Origin of the sequence: Streptomyces liliiviolaceus (genome assembly GCF_018070025.1) — a bacterium.
GTDB classification, from domain to species: domain Bacteria; phylum Actinomycetota; class Actinomycetes; order Streptomycetales; family Streptomycetaceae; genus Streptomyces; species Streptomyces liliiviolaceus.
In genome coordinates this window covers 5,913,789-5,931,416 of record NZ_JAGPYQ010000001.1, presented here as the reverse complement: position 1 = coordinate 5,931,416, position 17,628 = coordinate 5,913,789, and the positions used below count along the sequence as shown (strand labels likewise).

The 17,628-nt window shown below is 71.6% G+C and carries 14 protein-coding genes; 4 read left to right on the top strand and 10 right to left on the bottom strand.

Annotated features, from left to right (window positions below):
- Positions 1-70 precede the first annotated feature (70 nt).
- From J8N05_RS25855 to J8N05_RS25845, 3 genes are read right to left on the bottom strand one after another with little or no spacing between them, the layout of a single operon-like run.
- A complete protein-coding gene (locus tag J8N05_RS25855) occupies positions 71-427 on the bottom strand; it encodes a UBP-type zinc finger domain-containing protein (RefSeq protein WP_210886528.1) in 357 nt (118 codons plus the stop codon).
- Entirely contained in the window at positions 424-1,872 is a 1,449-nt protein-coding gene (locus J8N05_RS25850) for an ATP-binding protein (RefSeq protein ID WP_210886526.1), read from the bottom strand. The genes J8N05_RS25855 and J8N05_RS25850 overlap by 4 nt, the downstream gene beginning before the upstream one ends.
- Positions 1,869-3,545: an FAD-dependent oxidoreductase gene (locus J8N05_RS25845; protein ID WP_210886524.1), complete on the bottom strand. Its 1,677-nt coding sequence runs from the start codon at positions 3,543-3,545 to the stop codon at positions 1,869-1,871. The genes J8N05_RS25850 and J8N05_RS25845 overlap by 4 nt, the downstream gene beginning before the upstream one ends.
- Before the next feature lie 177 nt (positions 3,546-3,722).
- Here J8N05_RS25845 and J8N05_RS25840 point away from each other — a divergent pair, with 177 nt between their 5' ends.
- On the top strand, positions 3,723-4,550 hold the full coding sequence (locus J8N05_RS25840) for a DUF1206 domain-containing protein (protein WP_210886522.1): 828 nt from the start codon (positions 3,723-3,725) through the stop codon (positions 4,548-4,550).
- 81 nt (positions 4,551-4,631) lie between these two features.
- On the opposite strand, the gene J8N05_RS25835 is transcribed toward J8N05_RS25840, so the two are convergent.
- The 4 genes from J8N05_RS25835 to J8N05_RS25820 all read right to left on the bottom strand — a co-directional run bounded on the left by J8N05_RS25835 (position 4,632) and on the right by J8N05_RS25820 (position 10,741).
- A complete protein-coding gene (locus J8N05_RS25835; RefSeq protein WP_210886520.1) occupies positions 4,632-7,073 on the bottom strand; it encodes a GH92 family glycosyl hydrolase in 2,442 nt (813 codons plus the stop codon).
- 371 nt (positions 7,074-7,444) lie between these two features.
- Positions 7,445-8,623, bottom strand: a complete 1,179-nt coding sequence (locus tag J8N05_RS25830) for a S1 family peptidase (RefSeq protein ID WP_210886518.1) — start codon at positions 8,621-8,623, stop codon at positions 7,445-7,447.
- 146 nt (positions 8,624-8,769) lie between these two features.
- Entirely contained in the window at positions 8,770-9,216 is a 447-nt protein-coding gene (locus J8N05_RS25825; protein WP_210886516.1) for a PPOX class F420-dependent oxidoreductase, read from the bottom strand.
- 148 nt (positions 9,217-9,364) lie between these two features.
- Positions 9,365-10,741: an endo-1,4-beta-xylanase gene (locus tag J8N05_RS25820; protein WP_210886514.1), complete on the bottom strand. Its 1,377-nt coding sequence runs from the start codon at positions 10,739-10,741 to the stop codon at positions 9,365-9,367.
- Between the two features lie 310 nt (positions 10,742-11,051).
- Between J8N05_RS25820 and J8N05_RS25815 the strand changes: the two genes are divergently transcribed.
- From J8N05_RS25815 to J8N05_RS25805, 3 genes are all read left to right on the top strand, one after another.
- Complete coding sequence (locus tag J8N05_RS25815) at positions 11,052-11,828, top strand: L,D-transpeptidase family protein (protein ID WP_210886512.1); 777 nt, start codon at positions 11,052-11,054, stop codon at positions 11,826-11,828.
- Positions 11,829-11,951: 123 nt separating this feature from the next.
- Positions 11,952-12,650, top strand: coding sequence for a response regulator transcription factor (locus tag J8N05_RS25810; RefSeq protein WP_210886510.1), 699 nt, complete (start codon positions 11,952-11,954; stop codon positions 12,648-12,650).
- The gene (locus J8N05_RS25805; RefSeq protein WP_210886508.1) at positions 12,647-14,500 is read left to right on the top strand and encodes a sensor histidine kinase; all 1,854 of its coding nucleotides are present in this window, start codon (positions 12,647-12,649) and stop codon (positions 14,498-14,500) included. Before J8N05_RS25810 ends, J8N05_RS25805 begins: the two co-directional genes overlap by 4 nt.
- Positions 14,501-14,793: 293 nt before the next feature.
- Here the strand turns inward: J8N05_RS25805 and J8N05_RS47570 are convergent, their stop codons facing one another.
- The 3 genes from J8N05_RS47570 to J8N05_RS25790 all read right to left on the bottom strand — a co-directional run bounded on the left by J8N05_RS47570 (position 14,794) and on the right by J8N05_RS25790 (position 17,554).
- Positions 14,794-16,473: a hypothetical protein gene (locus J8N05_RS47570; RefSeq protein ID WP_247706484.1), complete on the bottom strand. Its 1,680-nt coding sequence runs from the start codon at positions 16,471-16,473 to the stop codon at positions 14,794-14,796.
- Positions 16,474-16,678: 205 nt separating this feature from the next.
- Complete coding sequence (locus J8N05_RS25795) at positions 16,679-17,245, bottom strand: antibiotic biosynthesis monooxygenase (RefSeq protein ID WP_210886506.1); 567 nt, start codon at positions 17,243-17,245, stop codon at positions 16,679-16,681.
- A gap of 84 nt (positions 17,246-17,329) precedes the next feature.
- Positions 17,330-17,554 carry a hypothetical protein gene (locus J8N05_RS25790; protein WP_210886504.1) on the bottom strand — a complete coding sequence of 75 codons (225 nt, stop codon included), beginning with the start codon at positions 17,552-17,554 and terminating at the stop codon, positions 17,330-17,332.
- Between the last annotated feature and the right edge of the window lie 74 nt (positions 17,555-17,628).

The window sequence follows — 17,628 nt, the reverse complement described above, 5'->3', positions numbered from 1 at the left end:
GGTCGGGGGCGCGGTGCGGGAGCGAACCGGATCAGCGAACCGGACCGGTGGAGCAGGTCGACGGCCAGGGTCAGCGGAGCGTCTGCGCCCAGTTCGCCGGCACCCGTCCGGCGGGACCGGGGGCGGGCTGGTCGGCGGGGTGGCTGTGCGGCGGGGCGAGGTCGGGCCCGGACTCGTACAGTTCGGACGTCTCGAAGTTCCAGAACCAGGCCTCGCCCGGCTCGAAGCTCCGGATGAAGGGGTGGCCCGTGCTCCGGTGGTGGGCCGTGGCGTGCTTCGAGGGCGAGTCGTCGCAACAGCCGACATGGCCGCACTGGGTGCAGCGCCGCAGATGGAACCACCAGCCCTGCGCGGCCTCGCACTCGACGCAGCCCGTGCCGCTGGGCGGCACGCTCGGGTCGATTCCGGCGGTGTCAGAGGTGGTCATGAAGTCTCCTGAGGGGTGTCGGATTCCTCCGCGGTGAGCGGGAGGAAGACCTGGAAGCGGGTGTCGCCGGGCTCGGAGTGCACCTGCAGATGCCCGTGGTGTTTGTTCACGACGATGCGCCAGGAGATGTCGAGGCCGAGCCCGGTGCCCTCGCCCACGGGCTTCGTGGTGAAGAACGGGTCGAAGATCCGGCCGCGGATCTCCTCCGGCACCCCCGGACCCGTGTCGCGGAACTCGACGAGCAACTGCTCCCGTTCGAGCGCGGTGCGCACGGTGAGCGTGCCCTCGCCGCCCATCGCCGAGGCGGCGTTGTCGATGAGGTTCGTCCACACCTGGTTCAACTCGCCCGGGTAGGCGGGGATCCGGGGCAGCGACCGGTCGTAGTCCTTGACGATCCGGACGCCCGATCCGATCTTCCCGGCGAGCATCATCAGGGTGCTGTCGAGCAGTTCGTGCACATCGGCGACCTGGTAGGGCGCCCGGTCGAGCTGCGAGTACTGCTTGGCCGCGTTCACGAGGTTCGAGACGCGGGTCGTGGAGTCCTCGATCTCGTTCATCAACAACTCCGTCTCGACCGTGTAGTTGAGCCACCGGACCGCGCCTTCCAGCGTTCCCTCGTCCACGGTCGCCGCCACCTGGTCCAGCCAGTCGATGTCCAGCCCGGCCTGCACGAACGTCGGAGCCAGCTCCCAGCCGCCCGCGATGCCGTGGTCGTCGAACCAGTCGCCCAGCGCGTCCTCCCGGTCGGAGGCCTCCAGCGGGCTCAGGGGCGTCGCCTTGGCGACCTGCTCCGCCGTACGCTCCTGGATCTCGACCAGTGTCTCCAGGGCGTCGCGCGCGTACGGGCCCGCCGCGATCATGCCGAGCTTGTGCCGCATCCCGGCCACCCGGCCGCGCAGCGCGGAGGTGGCCCGGACCGCCGCCGCGGCCGGGTTGTTCAGCTCGTGCGTCAGTCCCGCGGACAGCGAGCCGAGCGCCAGCAGCCGCTCACGCTGGCCGATGGTCCGCTGGGTGTTCTGACTGCCGAAGAACAGCCCCTCCAGCAGATGCACGGCCATCGGGAACCACTCCCGCAGCACCGCGGAGAACGTCTCCGCGGGCAGGATGAAGAACCGCGAGGGCTCGGTGACCCGCAGCGAGCCCTTGTAGCGCGCCTCCTCGGGGGCCGCCAGATAGGCCTGCATGGCGCCCGCGTACACCCCGCGCTGGGAGGTGCGGTTGATCTCCACGTCGTCGCCGCCGACCCGCCGCGACATGACGAGCGTGCCCTCCAGGAGGACGAAGAAGCAGGTGGCCGGCTCGCCCTCCTCGTAGACGTAACCGGGCTCGAACAGCTCCACCCGGCCCTCGCTGCACAGCCGCCCCAACTGCTCGGCGTCCAGCTTCTCGAACAGGAACAGCGTGCCGAGTTCCTTGATGTCGCACGGCATCGGCCGCCCGCTCATGACTGCTCCAGATACCGGTGGACGAGCATCACGGCCATGGCTCCCTCTCCTACGGCGGAGGCGACACGCTTGGCCGACTCGGCGCGCGCGTCACCCGCCACGAACACCCCGGGCACATTGGTCTCCAGGTGGTACGGCGGCCGGTCCAGCTCCCAGTCGGGCGGCGACTCCCCACCGACGGCCAGATCGGGCCCCGCGACGATGAACCCGCGCTCGTCCCGCAGGACCGTGCCGTCCAGCCAGTCCGTCAGCGGCGCGGCGCCGATGAACACGAACATCCACTGCGCGTCGACGAGTTCGGTGTGGCCGCTCGCCAGATCGCGCAGCGTCAGCTGTTCCAGATGGTCGGAACCGTGCACCGCGTCGACGACCGTCCCGGTGCGCACCGAGATGTTCGGCGCGTTCGAGATCTGCTCGATCAGATAGTGGGACATCGACGCCGCCAGGGACGGGCCGCGCACCAGCAGGGTGACCGACTTCGCCCCCCTGGCCAGGTACATCGCGGCCTGCCCGGCGGAGTTCGCCCCGCCGACGATGTACACGTCCTGGCCCTGGCACGCGGGGGCCTCGGTCAGTGCCGACCCGTAGAAGACCCCGCAGCCGGTCAGGTCCCCGGCGCCCGGCGACTCCAGCTGCCGGTACGAGACGCCCGTCGCCAGGATCACGCAGTGCGCGGAGATCGCCGAACCGTCCGAGAACCGCACGGTGCGCGCCGCGCCCGTGACCTCCAGGCCGGTCACCTCCCGCGCGGTCAGGATCTCGGCGCCGAACTTCGACGCCTGCCGCCGGGCCCGGTCGGTGAGCTGCGCCCCGGACACCCCGTCCGGGAAGCCCAGATAGTTCTCGATGCGCGAGCTCTGCCCCGCCTGCCCGCCGGTCGCGGAACGCTCCACGAGGACCGTCCGCAGCCCCTCCGAGGCGCCGTACACCGCAGCGCCGAGTCCGGCCGGGCCGCCGCCGATGACGACCAGGTCGTAGAACTCGGCGGTCGGCGTCGTGGCGAGCCCCACCTGGGCGGCCAGTTGCTGATCGTCGGGCTCCACCAGCACCGCCCCGTCGGCGGTGACCACGAGCGGCAGCCGCTCGCCGTCCTGCTCCGCGCAGGCCAGCAGCCGCTTGCCCTCCGGCTCGTCCGACGAGTACCAGCGGTACGGCACCTGGTTGCGGGCCAGGAACTCCCGTACGTCCGAGGACCGCGCGGACCAGCGGTGGCCGACGACCTTCGTGATCGGCACGGCCCGGTGGTCGGAGGTCCGCCAGGCGGCCAGCAGGTCGTCCAGGACGGGATAGAGCTTCTCCTCGGGCGGATCCCAGGGCTTGAGGAGGTAGTGGTCCAGGTCCACCACGTTGATCGCGTCGATCGCCGCGTTCGTGTCCGCGTACGCGGTCAGCAGCACCCGGCGCGCACTCGGGTACACGTCCAGGGCCTGCTCAAGGAACTCGATCCCGTTCATCTGCGGCATGCGGTAGTCCGCCAGGATCACCGCGACGAGATCACCGCGCAGCTTCAGCTCGCGCAGCGCTTCGAGAGCACTCTCGCCGGACTCCGCGCGCACGATACGGTACGTCTCGCCGTAACGGCGTCGCAGGTCACGGGCTACGGCACGCGAAACTCCCGGGTCGTCGTCCACGGTCAGGATGACGGTCCGTGCTGCGTCTGTGCCCTGTGCCATTCGTCTCCCACCCCGAGAGGTCGGCGTCCTCGCGCGGATGCGCGGGGCGCCCTTCCAGTTGCACGCCCATCGTATGTTCGATCCCCCCGGTCCGCTTCGGAAAAGGGACGTACCGCCCGCCAGGGCCCGCCGGGTGTCGTACGGCCGACCCGGGGCAACCGGAGACGGGAGGCAATGATGAACGCAAGCACGTTGACACGAGGCAGCCGGGCGGGGAAGCAGAAGGCTGCCCCGGCCATCGAGGGGGCGGCGCGGGCGGGGTTCACCGCGCGCGGTGTCATCTACTTGTTGGTGGGTCTGCTGGCACTGCAGATCGCCTTCGGCGACGGCGGAAAACAGGCGGACCAGGGCGGCGCGCTCCAGGAGGTCGCGGGCAAGCCCTTCGGGGAGGTCGTGCTCTGGGCGCTGGCCGTCGGACTGGTCGGCATGGCGCTGTGGCGGCTGTCGGAGGCGGTCTTCGGCGCGGCGGGCCCCGACGGCGACAAGGCGAAGAAGAGGCTGGCGTCGGCGGCACGGGCCGTGTTCTACGGCTTCGTCGCCTACTCCGTGATCTCCTTCGCCGCGGGCGCCGGCGGCAGCGGTTCCAGCGACGGCAAGTCCCGGGACGCCACGGCCAAGGCCATGGACCTGCCCGCCGGGCAGTGGATCGTGGGTGTGGCGGGCGTGGTGATCGGCTGCGCGGGCGTCTGGATGGCCGTGCAGGCCATCCGCCGCAAGTACCACAAGCACATGAGGCTCGGCGCGATGTCGCACCGGGTGCGCCAGGCGGTCGACGTGACGGGCATCGGCGGCGGTGTGTCCCGCGGTCTGGTGTTCGCCGTCGCCGGCGGCTTCGCGGTCCGCGCGGCCTGGGACTACGAGCCGGACAAGGCCAAGGGCATGGACGACACCCTGCGCTCGTTCACCGAGACCCCGGCCGGGCCCTGGCTGCTGGTGCTGATAGCCGTCGGCCTGATGCTCTTCGGTCTGTTCTCGTTCGCGATGGCCCGGTACCGCAAGGTCTGACCGGCTGCCCGACACAGGTGTGGCCCCGAATCCGTCCTCCGGATCCGGGGCCACACCCATGTTCGGCAGCAGGTCAGCAGGTCAGCAGGGTAGTCCGGCGGGCGCGGTCGCCCACGTGGTGTCCGGCTCCGTGGCCAGCGTGAACTTGAGCGTGCCACCCGTCCGCAGCAGGCTCCCGTCCGTCCAGGACCGGTCGTGCGTACGGCCGTTGAGCCGCACGCCGCCCACATACGCGTGCGTGGCGTCGGCGGCGGGCGCGTCGATGACGAGGTCGCGGCCGGGCCGGTCGATCACGGCGTGCGGGAACAGCGGCGCGCCCAGCAGGAGGTTGGCGCTGCCCGGCGTCTGCGGGTAGACGCCGAGCGCCGAGAAGACGTACCAGGCGGACATGGTGCCGAGGTCGTCGTTGCCGGGCAGTCCCGTGGGACCCGTGCCGTAGACGGTGTCGAGGATCTGCCGGACGGTCGCCTGGGTCTTCCACGGCTGGCCGAGCGCGTTGTAGAGCCAGGGGGCATGGATGCCGGGCTCGTTGGTCGGGTCGTAGCGCAGCGCGTCGCCGCCCTTGACCGACCAGGACCCGTCGGCCTTGTGGAAGAAGCCGTCGAGCCGCCCGGCGGCCACCTCACGCCCGCCCATCGCCTCGGCGAGCCCCTGCACGTCCTGCGGCACCATCCAGGTGTACGTGGCACTCGTGCCCTGGGCGAACCCTCGGTCGCTGCCGGGGCTGAACGGCGTGACCCACGACCCGTCCAGGTTGCGCGCCTGGATGTAACCGTCGATGCCCGCCCCGTCCGTCGCGGCGGAGTTGTAGACGTTGCGCCACCAGCCGCCCCGATCGGCGAAGTAGGCGGCCTGCTCGTCACGGCCCAGCAGCTTCGCCCAGCGGCCGAGCGCGTCGTCGGCGACCGAGTCCTCCAGGGTCTCGGCGGCACCGCCCCAGCAGTGGCAGACGTCCTGCGCCGCGTACCCGGAGGTCATGTACTGCGCCAGGTTGGGCCGTTGGCCGGTGCACTGGCCGGGGCAGCCCGCGTCGGAGAGCCCGTCGGGGTGCGGCACGGTGGCCTGCTTCGCCAGCGAGTCGAAGGCGCCGCGGTAGTCGAAGTTGCGCACACCCATGGCGTAGAAGGTGGCGAGCGTGGCGGCCGTCGGGTCACCGGTCATGACATGCGTCGGGCCGTTGATGTGCACCCACCGGTCCCAGACCCCGCCGTTCTGCTCGGCGAAGTTGTACAGCGACTGGGCGAAGTCCCCGGCGATACGCGGCTTGAGCAGCGCGAGCAGCTGGATCTGCGCCCGGTACTGGTCCCAGCCCGAGAAGTTGCTGTACTGCGCCCCCTGTCCACGCTCGATCCGATGGGCCTTCCCGTCCATGCCGGGATAACGCCCGTCGGTGTCGCTGACCAGGTTGGGCTGCTGGAGGGAGTGATAGAGGGCGGTGTAGAAGGCGGTCCGCTGAGCTTCACTGCCGCCCCCGATCCGCACGGACCGCAGCTCACGGTCCCAGGCCCGGCTCCCGGCCGCCGCCACCTGGTCGACGCTCGCTCGCGGCTTTATCTCCTCGCGGAGGTTGGCCTCGGCGCCCGCGAGACTCACGTACGAGATGCCGAGCCGCATGTGGACATCGTTGTCGGACCCGGTGTCGAAGCCGACATAGCCGCCCGAGCCGCGGCCCGCGCGGTCGGCGCCCGTGGCGTAGCCCTCGCCGCCACCGCCCGTGGTGGAACCGGGGGAGAGGGTGCCGTCCTTCCACGTACCCGTGCTGGAGAACGCGCGGTCGAAGGAGGCGGTGAAGTAGAGCCGGTAGTAGCTCTTGCGGTTGTTGGTACCGCCGTTGGCACGCCGACCGCAGAACGCGCCCGTCAGCACCGACCCGGTCACCTTGCGATGGGCCTGGTCGATCTTCACCTCCGCGTCCTCGCTCCCGTTGAGGGAGTTGGAGACCCGGAAGAGCAGGTTGGCGGGCTTGTCGGCGGGGAACGTGAAGTCGGCGACGCCGGCCCGCTGCGACACCGCGAGGTCGGCGCGGGCGCCGGAGTCGAGACCGACGGAGTAACGGCCGGGCACGGCCCGCTCGTCGGCGTGCGAGAAGTTGGCCGCGTACACGGCGTCCGTGGTGTCCGCCGAGGGCGACGAGGTGACGTCTCCGACGAACGGCATGATCGGTACGTCGCCCGCGGCCCCCGGGTTGCAGCCCGCGCCGTTCACATGCGTGAGGCTCAGCCCGCGCAGCCGGGTCGCCCCGTACTCGTAGCCGTTGGCCGCGCCGGTGCTGGTCTGGTCGCCCCGGGTACTGGTGGGCGACCAACCGATCATCCCGTACGGGAGGTTGGCGCCCGGGTAGGTGTTGCCCCCGTTCGCCGTACCGATGAGCGGATCGACGTACGCGGTGGGGCGGGCGGGCGCGGCGGCGTCGGCCGCCGCGGAGACCGGCCCGGGCAGTGCGGCGGCGAGCGCGGTGGTCAGCGCGAGAGCGGCGGCTCTCCTGCCGAACCTCCGCGACACGGCGGTGGATCTGAGGACCATGTGCGAGGAAACCTTCCGTGTGGACGGGCGGCGCGGCCGGCCGCCTGACAGCGGACCGGCCCCGCGGAGTGCCGCCGACGAGAGTAGGCCCCCGAACCACGCACACCCCCGCCAAAACCGCCAACCTCGATGAACGCCCGATGAACCCCCAGCGCACACCCAAGCCCCGCAAGGGGCGCGGGGAACGGCGCGAGCAACCCCCACGGACGGTCACTCGACGTCGAACGGCCACCCCCCCCAGGGGCGCGGGGAACTGCGCGACCAGCCCCCACCGACCCGCACACGACACCACCCAGCGGAGCGAACCCGCGGAGCGAACAGGCCCCGCCACCTCCCGGCGACGGAGCCCGTCCGACAAAACCGCGCCAACATCACGCCGTGTGCAACGTCAACCCATACCGGTTGAGGATCTCGTTGATCGGCTGGTACCAGGTCTCACCACCGGTGGAGCAGTTCCCCCACCCACCGGAAGTGACCCCCTGCGCCTGGTCACCGCTGATGAACGACCCACCCGAGTCACCGGGCTCCGCACAGACACTCGTCTTGGTCATCTGATGCACAGCGCCCTGGCTGTAGTTGACCGTCTCGTTCTTCGCCAGCACGTTCCCGCAGTGCCAGTGCGTGGTCGACCCCGACCGGCAGATGGACGCCCCGATCGGCGCCTCGTTGGAGCCCCGCACGAGCTGGTCGGACACGGTGCCCCAGCCGAGCACGACGGGCACGGTCCACCACCCGCTGCCGACGTTCACCCACGCGTAGTCGTTGTCGGGGAACGACGACCCCTGGATGTTGCCTATGTACGAGCGGTCCCAGCCACTGACACCCTGCCCGGCCCCACCGCAGTGCCCCGCGGTGACGAACCCGCCGTGCACGGAGAAGCCGATGGAACAGCGCACGTTGCCGGTGTAGAACGGGTCGCCGCCGACGGTCCCGGCCGCGAACGTCTCGGGCGCCGACGCGGTCTCCTCGACGGTGACGGCGACCGAACCACCGGCCCGCGCCTTCGCGAGGAACGCCCGGACATCGTTGTCAGCCCGCTGCCCGGCGACGACGCCCACGACGACCGAGCTGGACTCGGCGTCGACGTACCAGTTGCTGACCCCGTCGGGCGCGGCCAGCTTGTCGATGCGCGCCTTGGCCGCGTCGAGCTGCCGCGCGCTGTACTTGACGGTGCGGACACTCGCCCCGGTCTCCCGCACGGAGGCGAGCGTGGCGGCGGACGCGCCGTCCTTGACGGCGACGGTCAACTTCCCGCTGTCGGCGTCGAACCAGGAGCCGCCGTACGCGGCGCCTGCCGCGCGCTCGGCCTTCGGTTCGGCGGCCGTCGCCGTCTTCTCGGCGGCGAGACGGGCCTCGGCGCCGGCCTTCGTCAGCCCGAAGTCCCGGCGCATGGCGTCGATGAGGGCGTCGGAAGCGGGAGCTTTCGAAGCGGAGGTGGGGGCGGCGTCGGGGGCGTCGGCGGCCGAGGCGGATCCGGCGCCGACGGCTGCCCAGGAGCCGATCAGGAGGAGGGAGGCCAGACAGGTGCTCAGGGTCGTGGTGCGTCTCAAGGCGATGGCCCTTCGTTGTTCCAGCAAGGTGGGGGCGGAACAGCTGAACTATGAGAGCGCTCTCATCTCATGCGGGGCAGAGCCTAGCGGCAGACCATCGTCAGGTACAGACCAAGAACAGGGGTTGTCGGCGGGCGGGGAATCGGTCAGCGGGCGAGCGGAATGCCGTACGCCCGCTCCACGCGCAGCCGCAGGACGAGCCGCCCGTCGCGGACCATCGCGGCCCGGTAGTCGTCCCAGTCGGGATGTTCGCCCTGTACGTCCCGGTAGAGCCGGATCAGTTCCTCCACGGTCTCGTCGCCGGGCTCGCGGGCCACGGGCGAGAGATCGGCGACGCCCTCGGCGACGGTGTAGGCCCAGCGGTCCGCGCTGGTCACGTGGTACGAGGCCCGGGGATCGCGGCGCAGATTGCGCGTCTTGGCGCGGCCGTCGGTGAGCGACACGCGCACGATCCGCTCGTCGGGGTAGTACGCGTGGTTGACGTTGGACAGCTGTGGGCGTCCGTCGCGCTTGAGCGTGGTGAGCACCCCGCCGTCGTACTCGGAGAGGAGTCGAAGCAGTGCGTCCTGGCCGGGACCGGCGTCATCAGTCATGCGCTGAGCAACGCCCGCGCCTACGCGGAACATTCCGGCGGCAGGCGAACGCGACACCCGGTACGCGGTACGGAGGGTGGGGTGCGGCGAACGGAACCGCCGCGCCTCACCCTCCGTATCGGCGGGACAGCCGGAAGCGCTGCACGAATCAGGACGCGCTGCACGAACCGATCGCCGGCGCCGAGGAGTTGCCGTTCTTCATGACGGTGAACCCGAAGCTCGTCGACGCCCCCGCCGCGAGACTCCCGTTGCCGTTGGGCCTCATGGTCATGACGTTGCCGCTGGAGTCCCAGCTGGGTGTGCCGTTCCAGGTCGTGGAGATCTTCTGCGGAGAGGTCACCGTGACGGTCGTCGTCCAGCCGGTGATGGCGGTACTGCCCGCGGTCACCGTCACCTGCCCGTTGAAGCGGTCGCTCCAGTCGTTCGTCCTGCTGTACGTGACCGTGCAGGCGGCGCCGCCCCCGCCTCCGCCGCTGCCGCCGAGCGCGGTGAGTACGGCGGTGTAGGCGGCCTTCTTGGCGTAGTTGCCGTCGAACAGCAGCGGGGTGCCGCTCGCGCGCCAGGAGTACTTGTCGGTGACGCCCCAGACGGTGATGCCGGTGCAGCGGGAGACGCCGAGGCAGGCGTTCACCACGTTGGTGTAGCTGGTGGCCTGCGCCGTGCCGGAGCCCTCGATGTCCAGCTCGGTGATCTGCACGTCGACGCCGAGGTCGGCGAAGCGCTGCAGGTTCGCCCGGTAGTCGCCCGGCACGGGGGAGGCGCTGTTGAAGTGTGACTGGAAGCCCACGCAGTCGATCGGCACGCCGCGTGCCTTGAAGTCCTTCACCAGGTTGTAGACGGCCGTGCTCTTCGCGTTGACGCCGTCGGTGTTGTAGTCGTTGTAACAGAGCTTGGCGGCCGGGTCGGCCGTCCGCGCGGTGCGGAACGCCTCCTCGATGAAGCCGTCACCGAGCCTGTCCTGGAAGGGCGAACTGCGCCGGGCGCCGCTGCCGCCGTCCTGGAACGCCTCGTTGACGACGTCCCAGGAGTGGATCTTGCCCTTGTAGTGCTGCATGACCTGGGTGATGTGGTTGTTCATCGCCGTCCTGAGGTCGGAGGCGCCGAGTCCGCCGACCCAGCCGGGCAGCTGGGAGTGCCAGACGAGGGTGTGCCCGCGGACCTTCATGCCCTTGCTCTGCGCATGGCTGACGATCTGGTCGGCCGATCCGTACGAGAAGGAGTTGCGGCTGGGCTCGACGGCGTCCCACTTCATCTCGTTCTCGGGGGTCACGGAGTTGAACTCCGTGTCGAGCGTCGAGGCGTACGCGGCCTCGCCCAGGTGGTTGGCCGCGACCGCGGTGCCGAAGTAGCGGCCCTTCTCGGCCGCCGCGGCGCCGAGCGTGCTCGCCGCCACGGCCGTTCCGGCGAGAGCCGTGACCCCGGCCGCGGCGAGCAGGCTCGCCACGCCGAACACCAGGGCTCTTCGAGCCCGTGACCTGCGGGGCGGAGGTGTGACCGTGCGATCCGTGCGTGTACGGGTGAGCATGTCGTCCCCTTCTGCGGTATCGAAAGTTTCGAGCATGTTTCCGAATGGCTGCGCAGACCTTACGGCCGGTCATACGGGCCGTCAACGGGCTGCGCCGGGCCGTATTTCGGTTGGCTCAAGTTGACCGGGTCGCCTCATGTGTCGCCCGCATTCTCTTGCCTTACGGTCACGTCCCGCCTATGTTCCCCTGAATATTCGTCAGGAGGACCGAATGTTTCGAATGAGGGGACGGAAGCAAGGTGCGAGCGTGATGGGTGAGTGATCCCGCGCGCCTGACAAGTTCCTCATAGGTGTCGGTCAGGGTCGACGCATGATCACGAGCACACGCGGCGCAGGACGCCGTTCCGCCGTCGTCCCGGCGGCCGCCCTCCTCCTCGCCGTCCTCGTCGGCTGCGGCGCCACAGAGACGAGGACGACGGAGCGCGCACCGGGAGCGCACCCGACGAGGGGCGGCGGGGCCGAGCCCGCCCCCGCACCCCGGATCTCCCTTGACGTGGCACCGCGGCAACTGCCGGGCCTTGGCCCCAGGACCTCGGCCGAGATCCCGCCGAAGACGCGTCAGGTGCTCCTGGTCACGGGCCGGGGGCGCGACTCCGCCGTGTCCACCGCGGTGCTGTACGAACGCACGGCGTCCGGCTGGCACGCCGGGACCGTCTGGCCCGCGCACAACGCCTTCAAGGGCTGGACCGACCGTCATGTGGTCGGCGACCTCCGCTCACCCGTCGGCGTGTACACGCTCACGGACGCGGGCGGCCTGCGCGGCAATCCTGGCACCCGACTCCCGTACGACCACTCCGGTGGCTTCTCCGTGGACGGCACCGGCTTCGAGGGCGAGCCCCTGGCCGGCTCCTTCGACTATGTGATCGCCATCGACTACAACCGCGAACCCGGCACCTCACCGCTCGACTGGACGCGCCCCCTCGGCGCGGGCCGGGGCGGCGGCATCTGGGTGCACGTCGACCACGGCGGCCCCACCCAGGGCTGTGTCAGCCTGCGCGAGGACCACATGAAGGCCCTGCTGCGCGCCGTCGAACCCGCCCGCCACCCGGTGATCGTCATGGGCGACGCGGCCTCGCTCAGACGCTGAATCCCGCTGCCGCCCGCCCTCGCCCCGGCGCCGGTACCAGCAGGTTGTGAGGAAGATGTCAGGACGTGGGAAGCCCCTCACGACGGGTCCCACCACGCCCTCAAGCACTTAGCATCGGGCCTCGTGTGCGCACACGTGCTGGTTGCCGAGGACGACGAGAAGCAGGCCGAGCTGATACGCCGCTCCCTGCTCAGCGAGGGACACACCGCCACCGTGGTCCACGACGGCGGGGCCGCGCTCGCGGCGGCCCGGGAGCGCCGGCCCGACCTCGTGGTCCTGGATCTGATGCTGCCGGTGATCGACGGCTTCGGCGTGTGCCGGGCGCTGCGCCGCGACGACGACATCCCCGTCCTCATGCTCACCGCCCGCTCCACGGAAGAGGACGTCCTGCTCGGCCTCGAACTCGGCGCCGACGACTACATGACCAAGCCGTACAGCCCGCGCGAGCTGATGGCCCGTGTCCGCACCGTCCTGCGCCGCAGCGGACGGCAGGGCGCCGGGCACCGCGAGGACCCGGTCGTACGGGCCGCGGGGATCACCGTGGACCCTCTACGGCACGAGGTGGTGTGCGACGGGGCGCCGGTGGAGTGCACCCCCGACGAGTACGAGATCCTGCTGGCCATGGTCGCCGAGCCGGACCGGGTCTTCTCCAGGCGGCAACTGCTGCGCCGCACCCGGGGTGTCGACCGGGCCTCGACCGAGCGGGCCGTCGACGTGCACATCATGAACCTGCGCAAGAAGACCGAGGCGGACCCGCGCAGACCGGTCCGGCTGCTGACCGTCTTCGGCGTGGGCTACAAGCTCAGCGGTGAGCGGGGGTGAAGCGGTCGGTACCGCTGCGCAAGCGGCTGCTGGTCCGCCTGTTGATCACCTCGGTGCTGATCGCCATCTGTTCCGTCGCGGCGACCGCCTGGCTGGCCGTGGAGACGACGACCCGGGCGATCCAGGAGGAGCAGGGCCAGGTGCTGGCCGAGGACATGGACATCCTCCGGCAGCTGAGCGGTTACGCGGCCACCCACCGCGACTGGTCGGACGTGGCGAGGACCGTCCGCGCGCTGTCGGACAGAACCGGCCGCCGCATCGCCCTGACGACCCCGGCCCGTACGCCGATCGCGGACTCCGAGACGCGGAACACGGCCCTGCCGCCCCGGGCCGCCGCGGCGGTGGACCCGCTGCACACCGACACCTTCACCGACCCCGGCGCACAGGTCACCGGCATCGATCCGCGCGCGGTGGGCCCGTACCGTCTCACCCGCGCCGAGCGTGAACACGTGGCCCTGCTGGCCGAGAAGCGGCGGGCGTGCTTCGCGGCCAACGGCGTCGAGACCTCCGTCACGCGGCTGCCCACCGGCCGGTCCGTCCTCACCGACGCCGACGGAACCGTCGACGGGGGCCAGGCGCCGACGAACTGCGCCGACGGCGTGCTGAACACGCCCACCGCGACGGAGCGGAAGGCCCTGGCCGAACTGACCGCCCACACCGAGGACTGCCTGGGCCGCGCAGGAACCGAGTTCGACGCCCCCCTCGGCCTCACCGTCGATTTCACGGACCACTCCTCGCCGGCCCGTTACGTCGCCAAGATGTCGCCGGTGGCGCGGCTCACCACCGACCGGGCGCGGAGCGCGGAGCGGACCAGACAGGCGGCGGTGGCCAAGCAGGCCGAGAGGTGCGTGGACAGCTCCCGCCGCCGACAGCTGGCCCCCTATGTCGCCCCGGCCGCCGAACTGTTCCTGGGCCACGCCGACAGCGCCGCCCCGCGCTTCGACATGTCGGCCGCCAACAAGGCCAAGGTCACCGGCGTCGCCGGTCTCGTCCTCGCCCTCACGGTCGCCGCCACGGCCCTGGTCGCCGGCCGGCTCGTACGCCCCCTGCGCGCCCTGACGCACGCCGCCCAGCAGCCACCCGACCAGCATGTACGCGTACCCGTGACCACCCAGGACGAGACGGGCATCCTGGCCGTGGCGTTCAACGACCTCACCGAGCGCCGCGAACGCATGGAGGCACAGCGCAAGGCGATGGTCGCCGACATCGCCCACGAACTGCGCACCCCGCTCACCAACATCCGCGGCTGGCTGGAGGTGGCCCGCGACGGCATCGTCGACCCGGACCCCGAACTCCTCGCGTCCCTGCACGAGGAGGCGCTCGTGCTCCAGCGGGTCATCGACGACCTCCAGGACCTCGCGGCCGCCGAGGCGGGCACCCTCGCGCTGCACCGCGAACCGGTCCGCGCCGACGAACTGCTCGAACAGGTCGTCGCGGCGCACCGCGTGGCGGCCGGGGCCGCGGGCATCGGGCTGCGCACGGCGGTGGACGGCACCCCGTGGCTGCACGCCGATCCGCTCCGGATGCGGCAGGCACTCGGCAACCTGGTGTCCAACGCGATCCGCCACACACCCGCCGACGGCACGATCACCCTCTCCGCCCGACGCCACGGCGACGCGGTCCACTTCCAGGTGGCCGACACCGGCGGCGGCATCGCCCCCGAGGATCTGACCAGCGTCTTCGAGCGGTTCTGGCGGGCGGAGAAGTCCCGCAGCAGACGCACCGGCGGCAGCGGCCTGGGCCTGCCCATCGTGCGCCAACTGGTCACCGCCCACGGCGGTACGGTCACCGTCACCAGCGAGGTCGGCGAGGGATCGATCTTCACCCTGCGGCTCCCCGACGCCACTTGACCGATCGTCGCCACCCGTGACGGGTGGTCCGGGTACCAGGATCCGCGGTCCTGCCCACAGGAGAGATCTGGTTGCTCCGGCCCCACCGGCGCACTGTGGACGCATGGACACCACCCAGCAGCCGGAGGTCAGGATCCGAGTGACGCCTCTGCGTCGCCTCAGCGGGGGCACGTACGTGCCCCGCGCCGATCAGAAAACTCCCGCGCAGGCCGACGACGGCTCGCGTACGGGACGATGAACGGCGGCCCACACCCTCGGGTGTGGGGCCGGCCGCCGTTCATCGTCCCGCCGGGTCAGCTCGCGGGCGCCCGGTCCGGTTCGGCCGGCTGCCCGGCCAGCTGCCGTACGTCGGGCCGCGGGCGGGGCCTCGACGAGGCCAGCAGCGAGACCAGCGCCGTCAGGGCCGCCAGTGCGGCGAGCACGGCCGCGAGACCGGCGAGCCACGGCGGCGCCAGCGTCAGGTCCAGGGCCCGGGACAGACCCGCCGACCGGACACGGCCTTCCAGGAGCTGGGCGACGGCGAGTGCCGCAGGAACCATGATGCCCACGGCGAGCACCGGCACCACGCTGCGGCGGAGCAGCGCCAGACCCAGCAGGACGCACAGACCGCAGGCGGCGGCGACGAACCCGAAGGCGCCGAGGGAGGCGCCGTCGCGGTGCGGCGGGAAGTGGGCCAGCCCGCACACCACGAGCATCAGGGCCGCGGCCAGCCGCGGCCACGCGGGGGAGCCGACGGTCTTCGCGGGCCTGTTCCGGCGCCCTTTGGCCGTACGGCCGATGGCGACCGTGCCGCCCGCCGCGAGCAGCCGGTCCCCGGAGGGAGGCCCGTCCTTCGCGGCCGCGCGCGCCGCCTCGGCCGCCTTCTTCTCCTCGCGCGTCGGCGGTTTCACCTGCTGCCGGCCCTCGCGCACGCCCTGCTCATGGGCCATGCGGCCGATCAGCTCGACGAGTTCCTCGACCGGCCGGCTGGTGGCGGCGGCCCGCACCGCGGCCTCGCCGCAGTGGGGTTCCAGCGGGGGCCGGTGCAGCAGCGCCATCAGCCGGGTGACGTCCTCCACGGGCCGGCCCTCGGCCGCCGCGCGGATCGCCTCGTCGGCGCTGTCGGCGTTCCTCGGCGGCCGGGTCAGCAGGGCCACCAGCCGGCTCACGTCCTCCACGGACCGGTCCGTGCCGACCGCCCGCAGCGCGTCGACCGTGGCCCTCGCGTACTCCGGTGACTGCTCCAGCAGCTCGATGAGCTCGATCACCTCGTCCAGCGGCCGGTCGGCTACCGCGGCGTGCACCAGTCCGTCGACCGGGTTGATGTACGCGGGATCGGCCTCGATCTCGCCCTGGTCGGGGTACTTCCTGTCGAACTCGGCGGCCGAGTCGGTGACCCGCGGGTCGACCTTGGCCACCGGGGCCGGGGTCGGCGCCGGAGCGGGTGCCGATGCGGGTGCGGAGGAGGAGGGAGAGGGGGAGGCGGGGTGCGCGCGGCGGGCCTCGTCTGCCGGTTCCGCGTAGCGGCGCTCGTCGCGCTCGTCCCGCTGCTCGCGCTCGTCCCGTTGGTGCCTGCCGTCCCTGTCGTTCCGGTCGGCCGGGGAGGCGGCGTAGCGGCGGGGCGCCCTGTCGGCCGCGTCGGGGTACCGATGGGCGACTTCGTCGACCGGCGGCTCGGGGCGGCGGCGGTCGGTCTCGTCGGCGTACCGCTGCTCGGCGGCGTCGGCCCGGTCCGCGTACCGCTGCTCGATCTCGTCGAGCGGGTCGGGGTACCGGTGGTCGGTCTCGTCGGCGGGGTCGGCGTACCGGTGCTCGTCGGCATCGGCCGGGTCGGCGTACCGCTGCTCGACCGCTTCGGCCGGTCCGGCGTACCGGGGTTCGGCCGCGTCGGAGTACCGGCGCTCGGGTCTGCGCGCCGGCCGGTCCGGTGCCTCCTCCGGCACGGCGTGCCAGGGTGCGGAGGCGGGTAGCGGCGGGATGGTGGCGTCGACCACGCTCTCGGGTGATATGCCAGGTCGATCGGCGTCGAAAGGCGAACGGGTTGTCATACTCGGCTCCCTACGAAGGGTGCAGTCGCTGTCGTGGCCCGGATGTGCGGCCCGAGAGTTGCTGTGCGACCTTTCTAAGCGCCCCCGCCAAACGCCGCCAACGGGATGAGGCGTACGTGTGACGCGGACCGGAACCGGACCGTTCACGGCGTCAGTCGTCGGGTGTGCCGTACAGCCACAACCGCAGCAGTCGGCTGAGCCCCGGCATGATCAGATAGGTGAGCACGGGCAGCAGCACGACGGGGAAGACGGCGGCGCGCAGCGGCAGGGGCCAGGCCGCCGTACCGGGTGCCACCAGCCACTGGATGAGGAACGTCATCGGATAGGCGCCGAGGAACGTCGTCAGGACCATCTTCCAGCGCGGCGGAGCCTTCACGGTGGTGCCGGGGAGCCGGAACCAGCTCTCCATCCCGGTGGTCGACTGGCGCTCGTCACGGACCTCGGTGGCGATGCCCTCGATCCGCGCGTGCCACTCCGCGCGCTCGGGCGACATCAGCCAGTCGGTGAGCCGCTGCGGGTCGGCGAAGCGCAGCACCGCGTGGAACCGGTGCCCGGGCTCCGGTCGCAGCCAGGACACCCCCTGGCTGCCGGGGAACCGCGCGACGCAGTCGGCGACGCCCCGGGTCCACTCCTCGAATTCGGCCTCACGGCCGGGACGCACCTGCCAGGTGAGGACCGTGGTGACGGGTTCGGCGCATGGGACCTGCGGGGTGCTCATGACCACAGCGGGTTCCATGGCCCCGGCGGGTCATGCACGCACCTGCGAAACGGGCCGCTGCCGGTGAGGACGGACGCCGGGGGTTCAGCCGTGTGTGTTGTCGTGCACGCCCGGGCTGACTATCTCGTCCAGCGTCCTGCGTACGGCCTCATAGGTGTGTCCGCGCAGCTCGGCGTCGCGTGAGCTGTCCGGATCGGCGGTCTTCAGCTCCTCGCTGCGGGCCTTCCACGCCTGCTCCTCCCGGCCCGCCCAGGAGCGGGCCCGCTGAATACGGCGCAGGAGTTCGTCGGAGTCCACCACGTCAGTCATGAGATATGAGTACCCACGCACGCCCTTTCGACCCAGGCGCCCGGGGACTGCCCAGGGACTGCCCGGGGGACGCG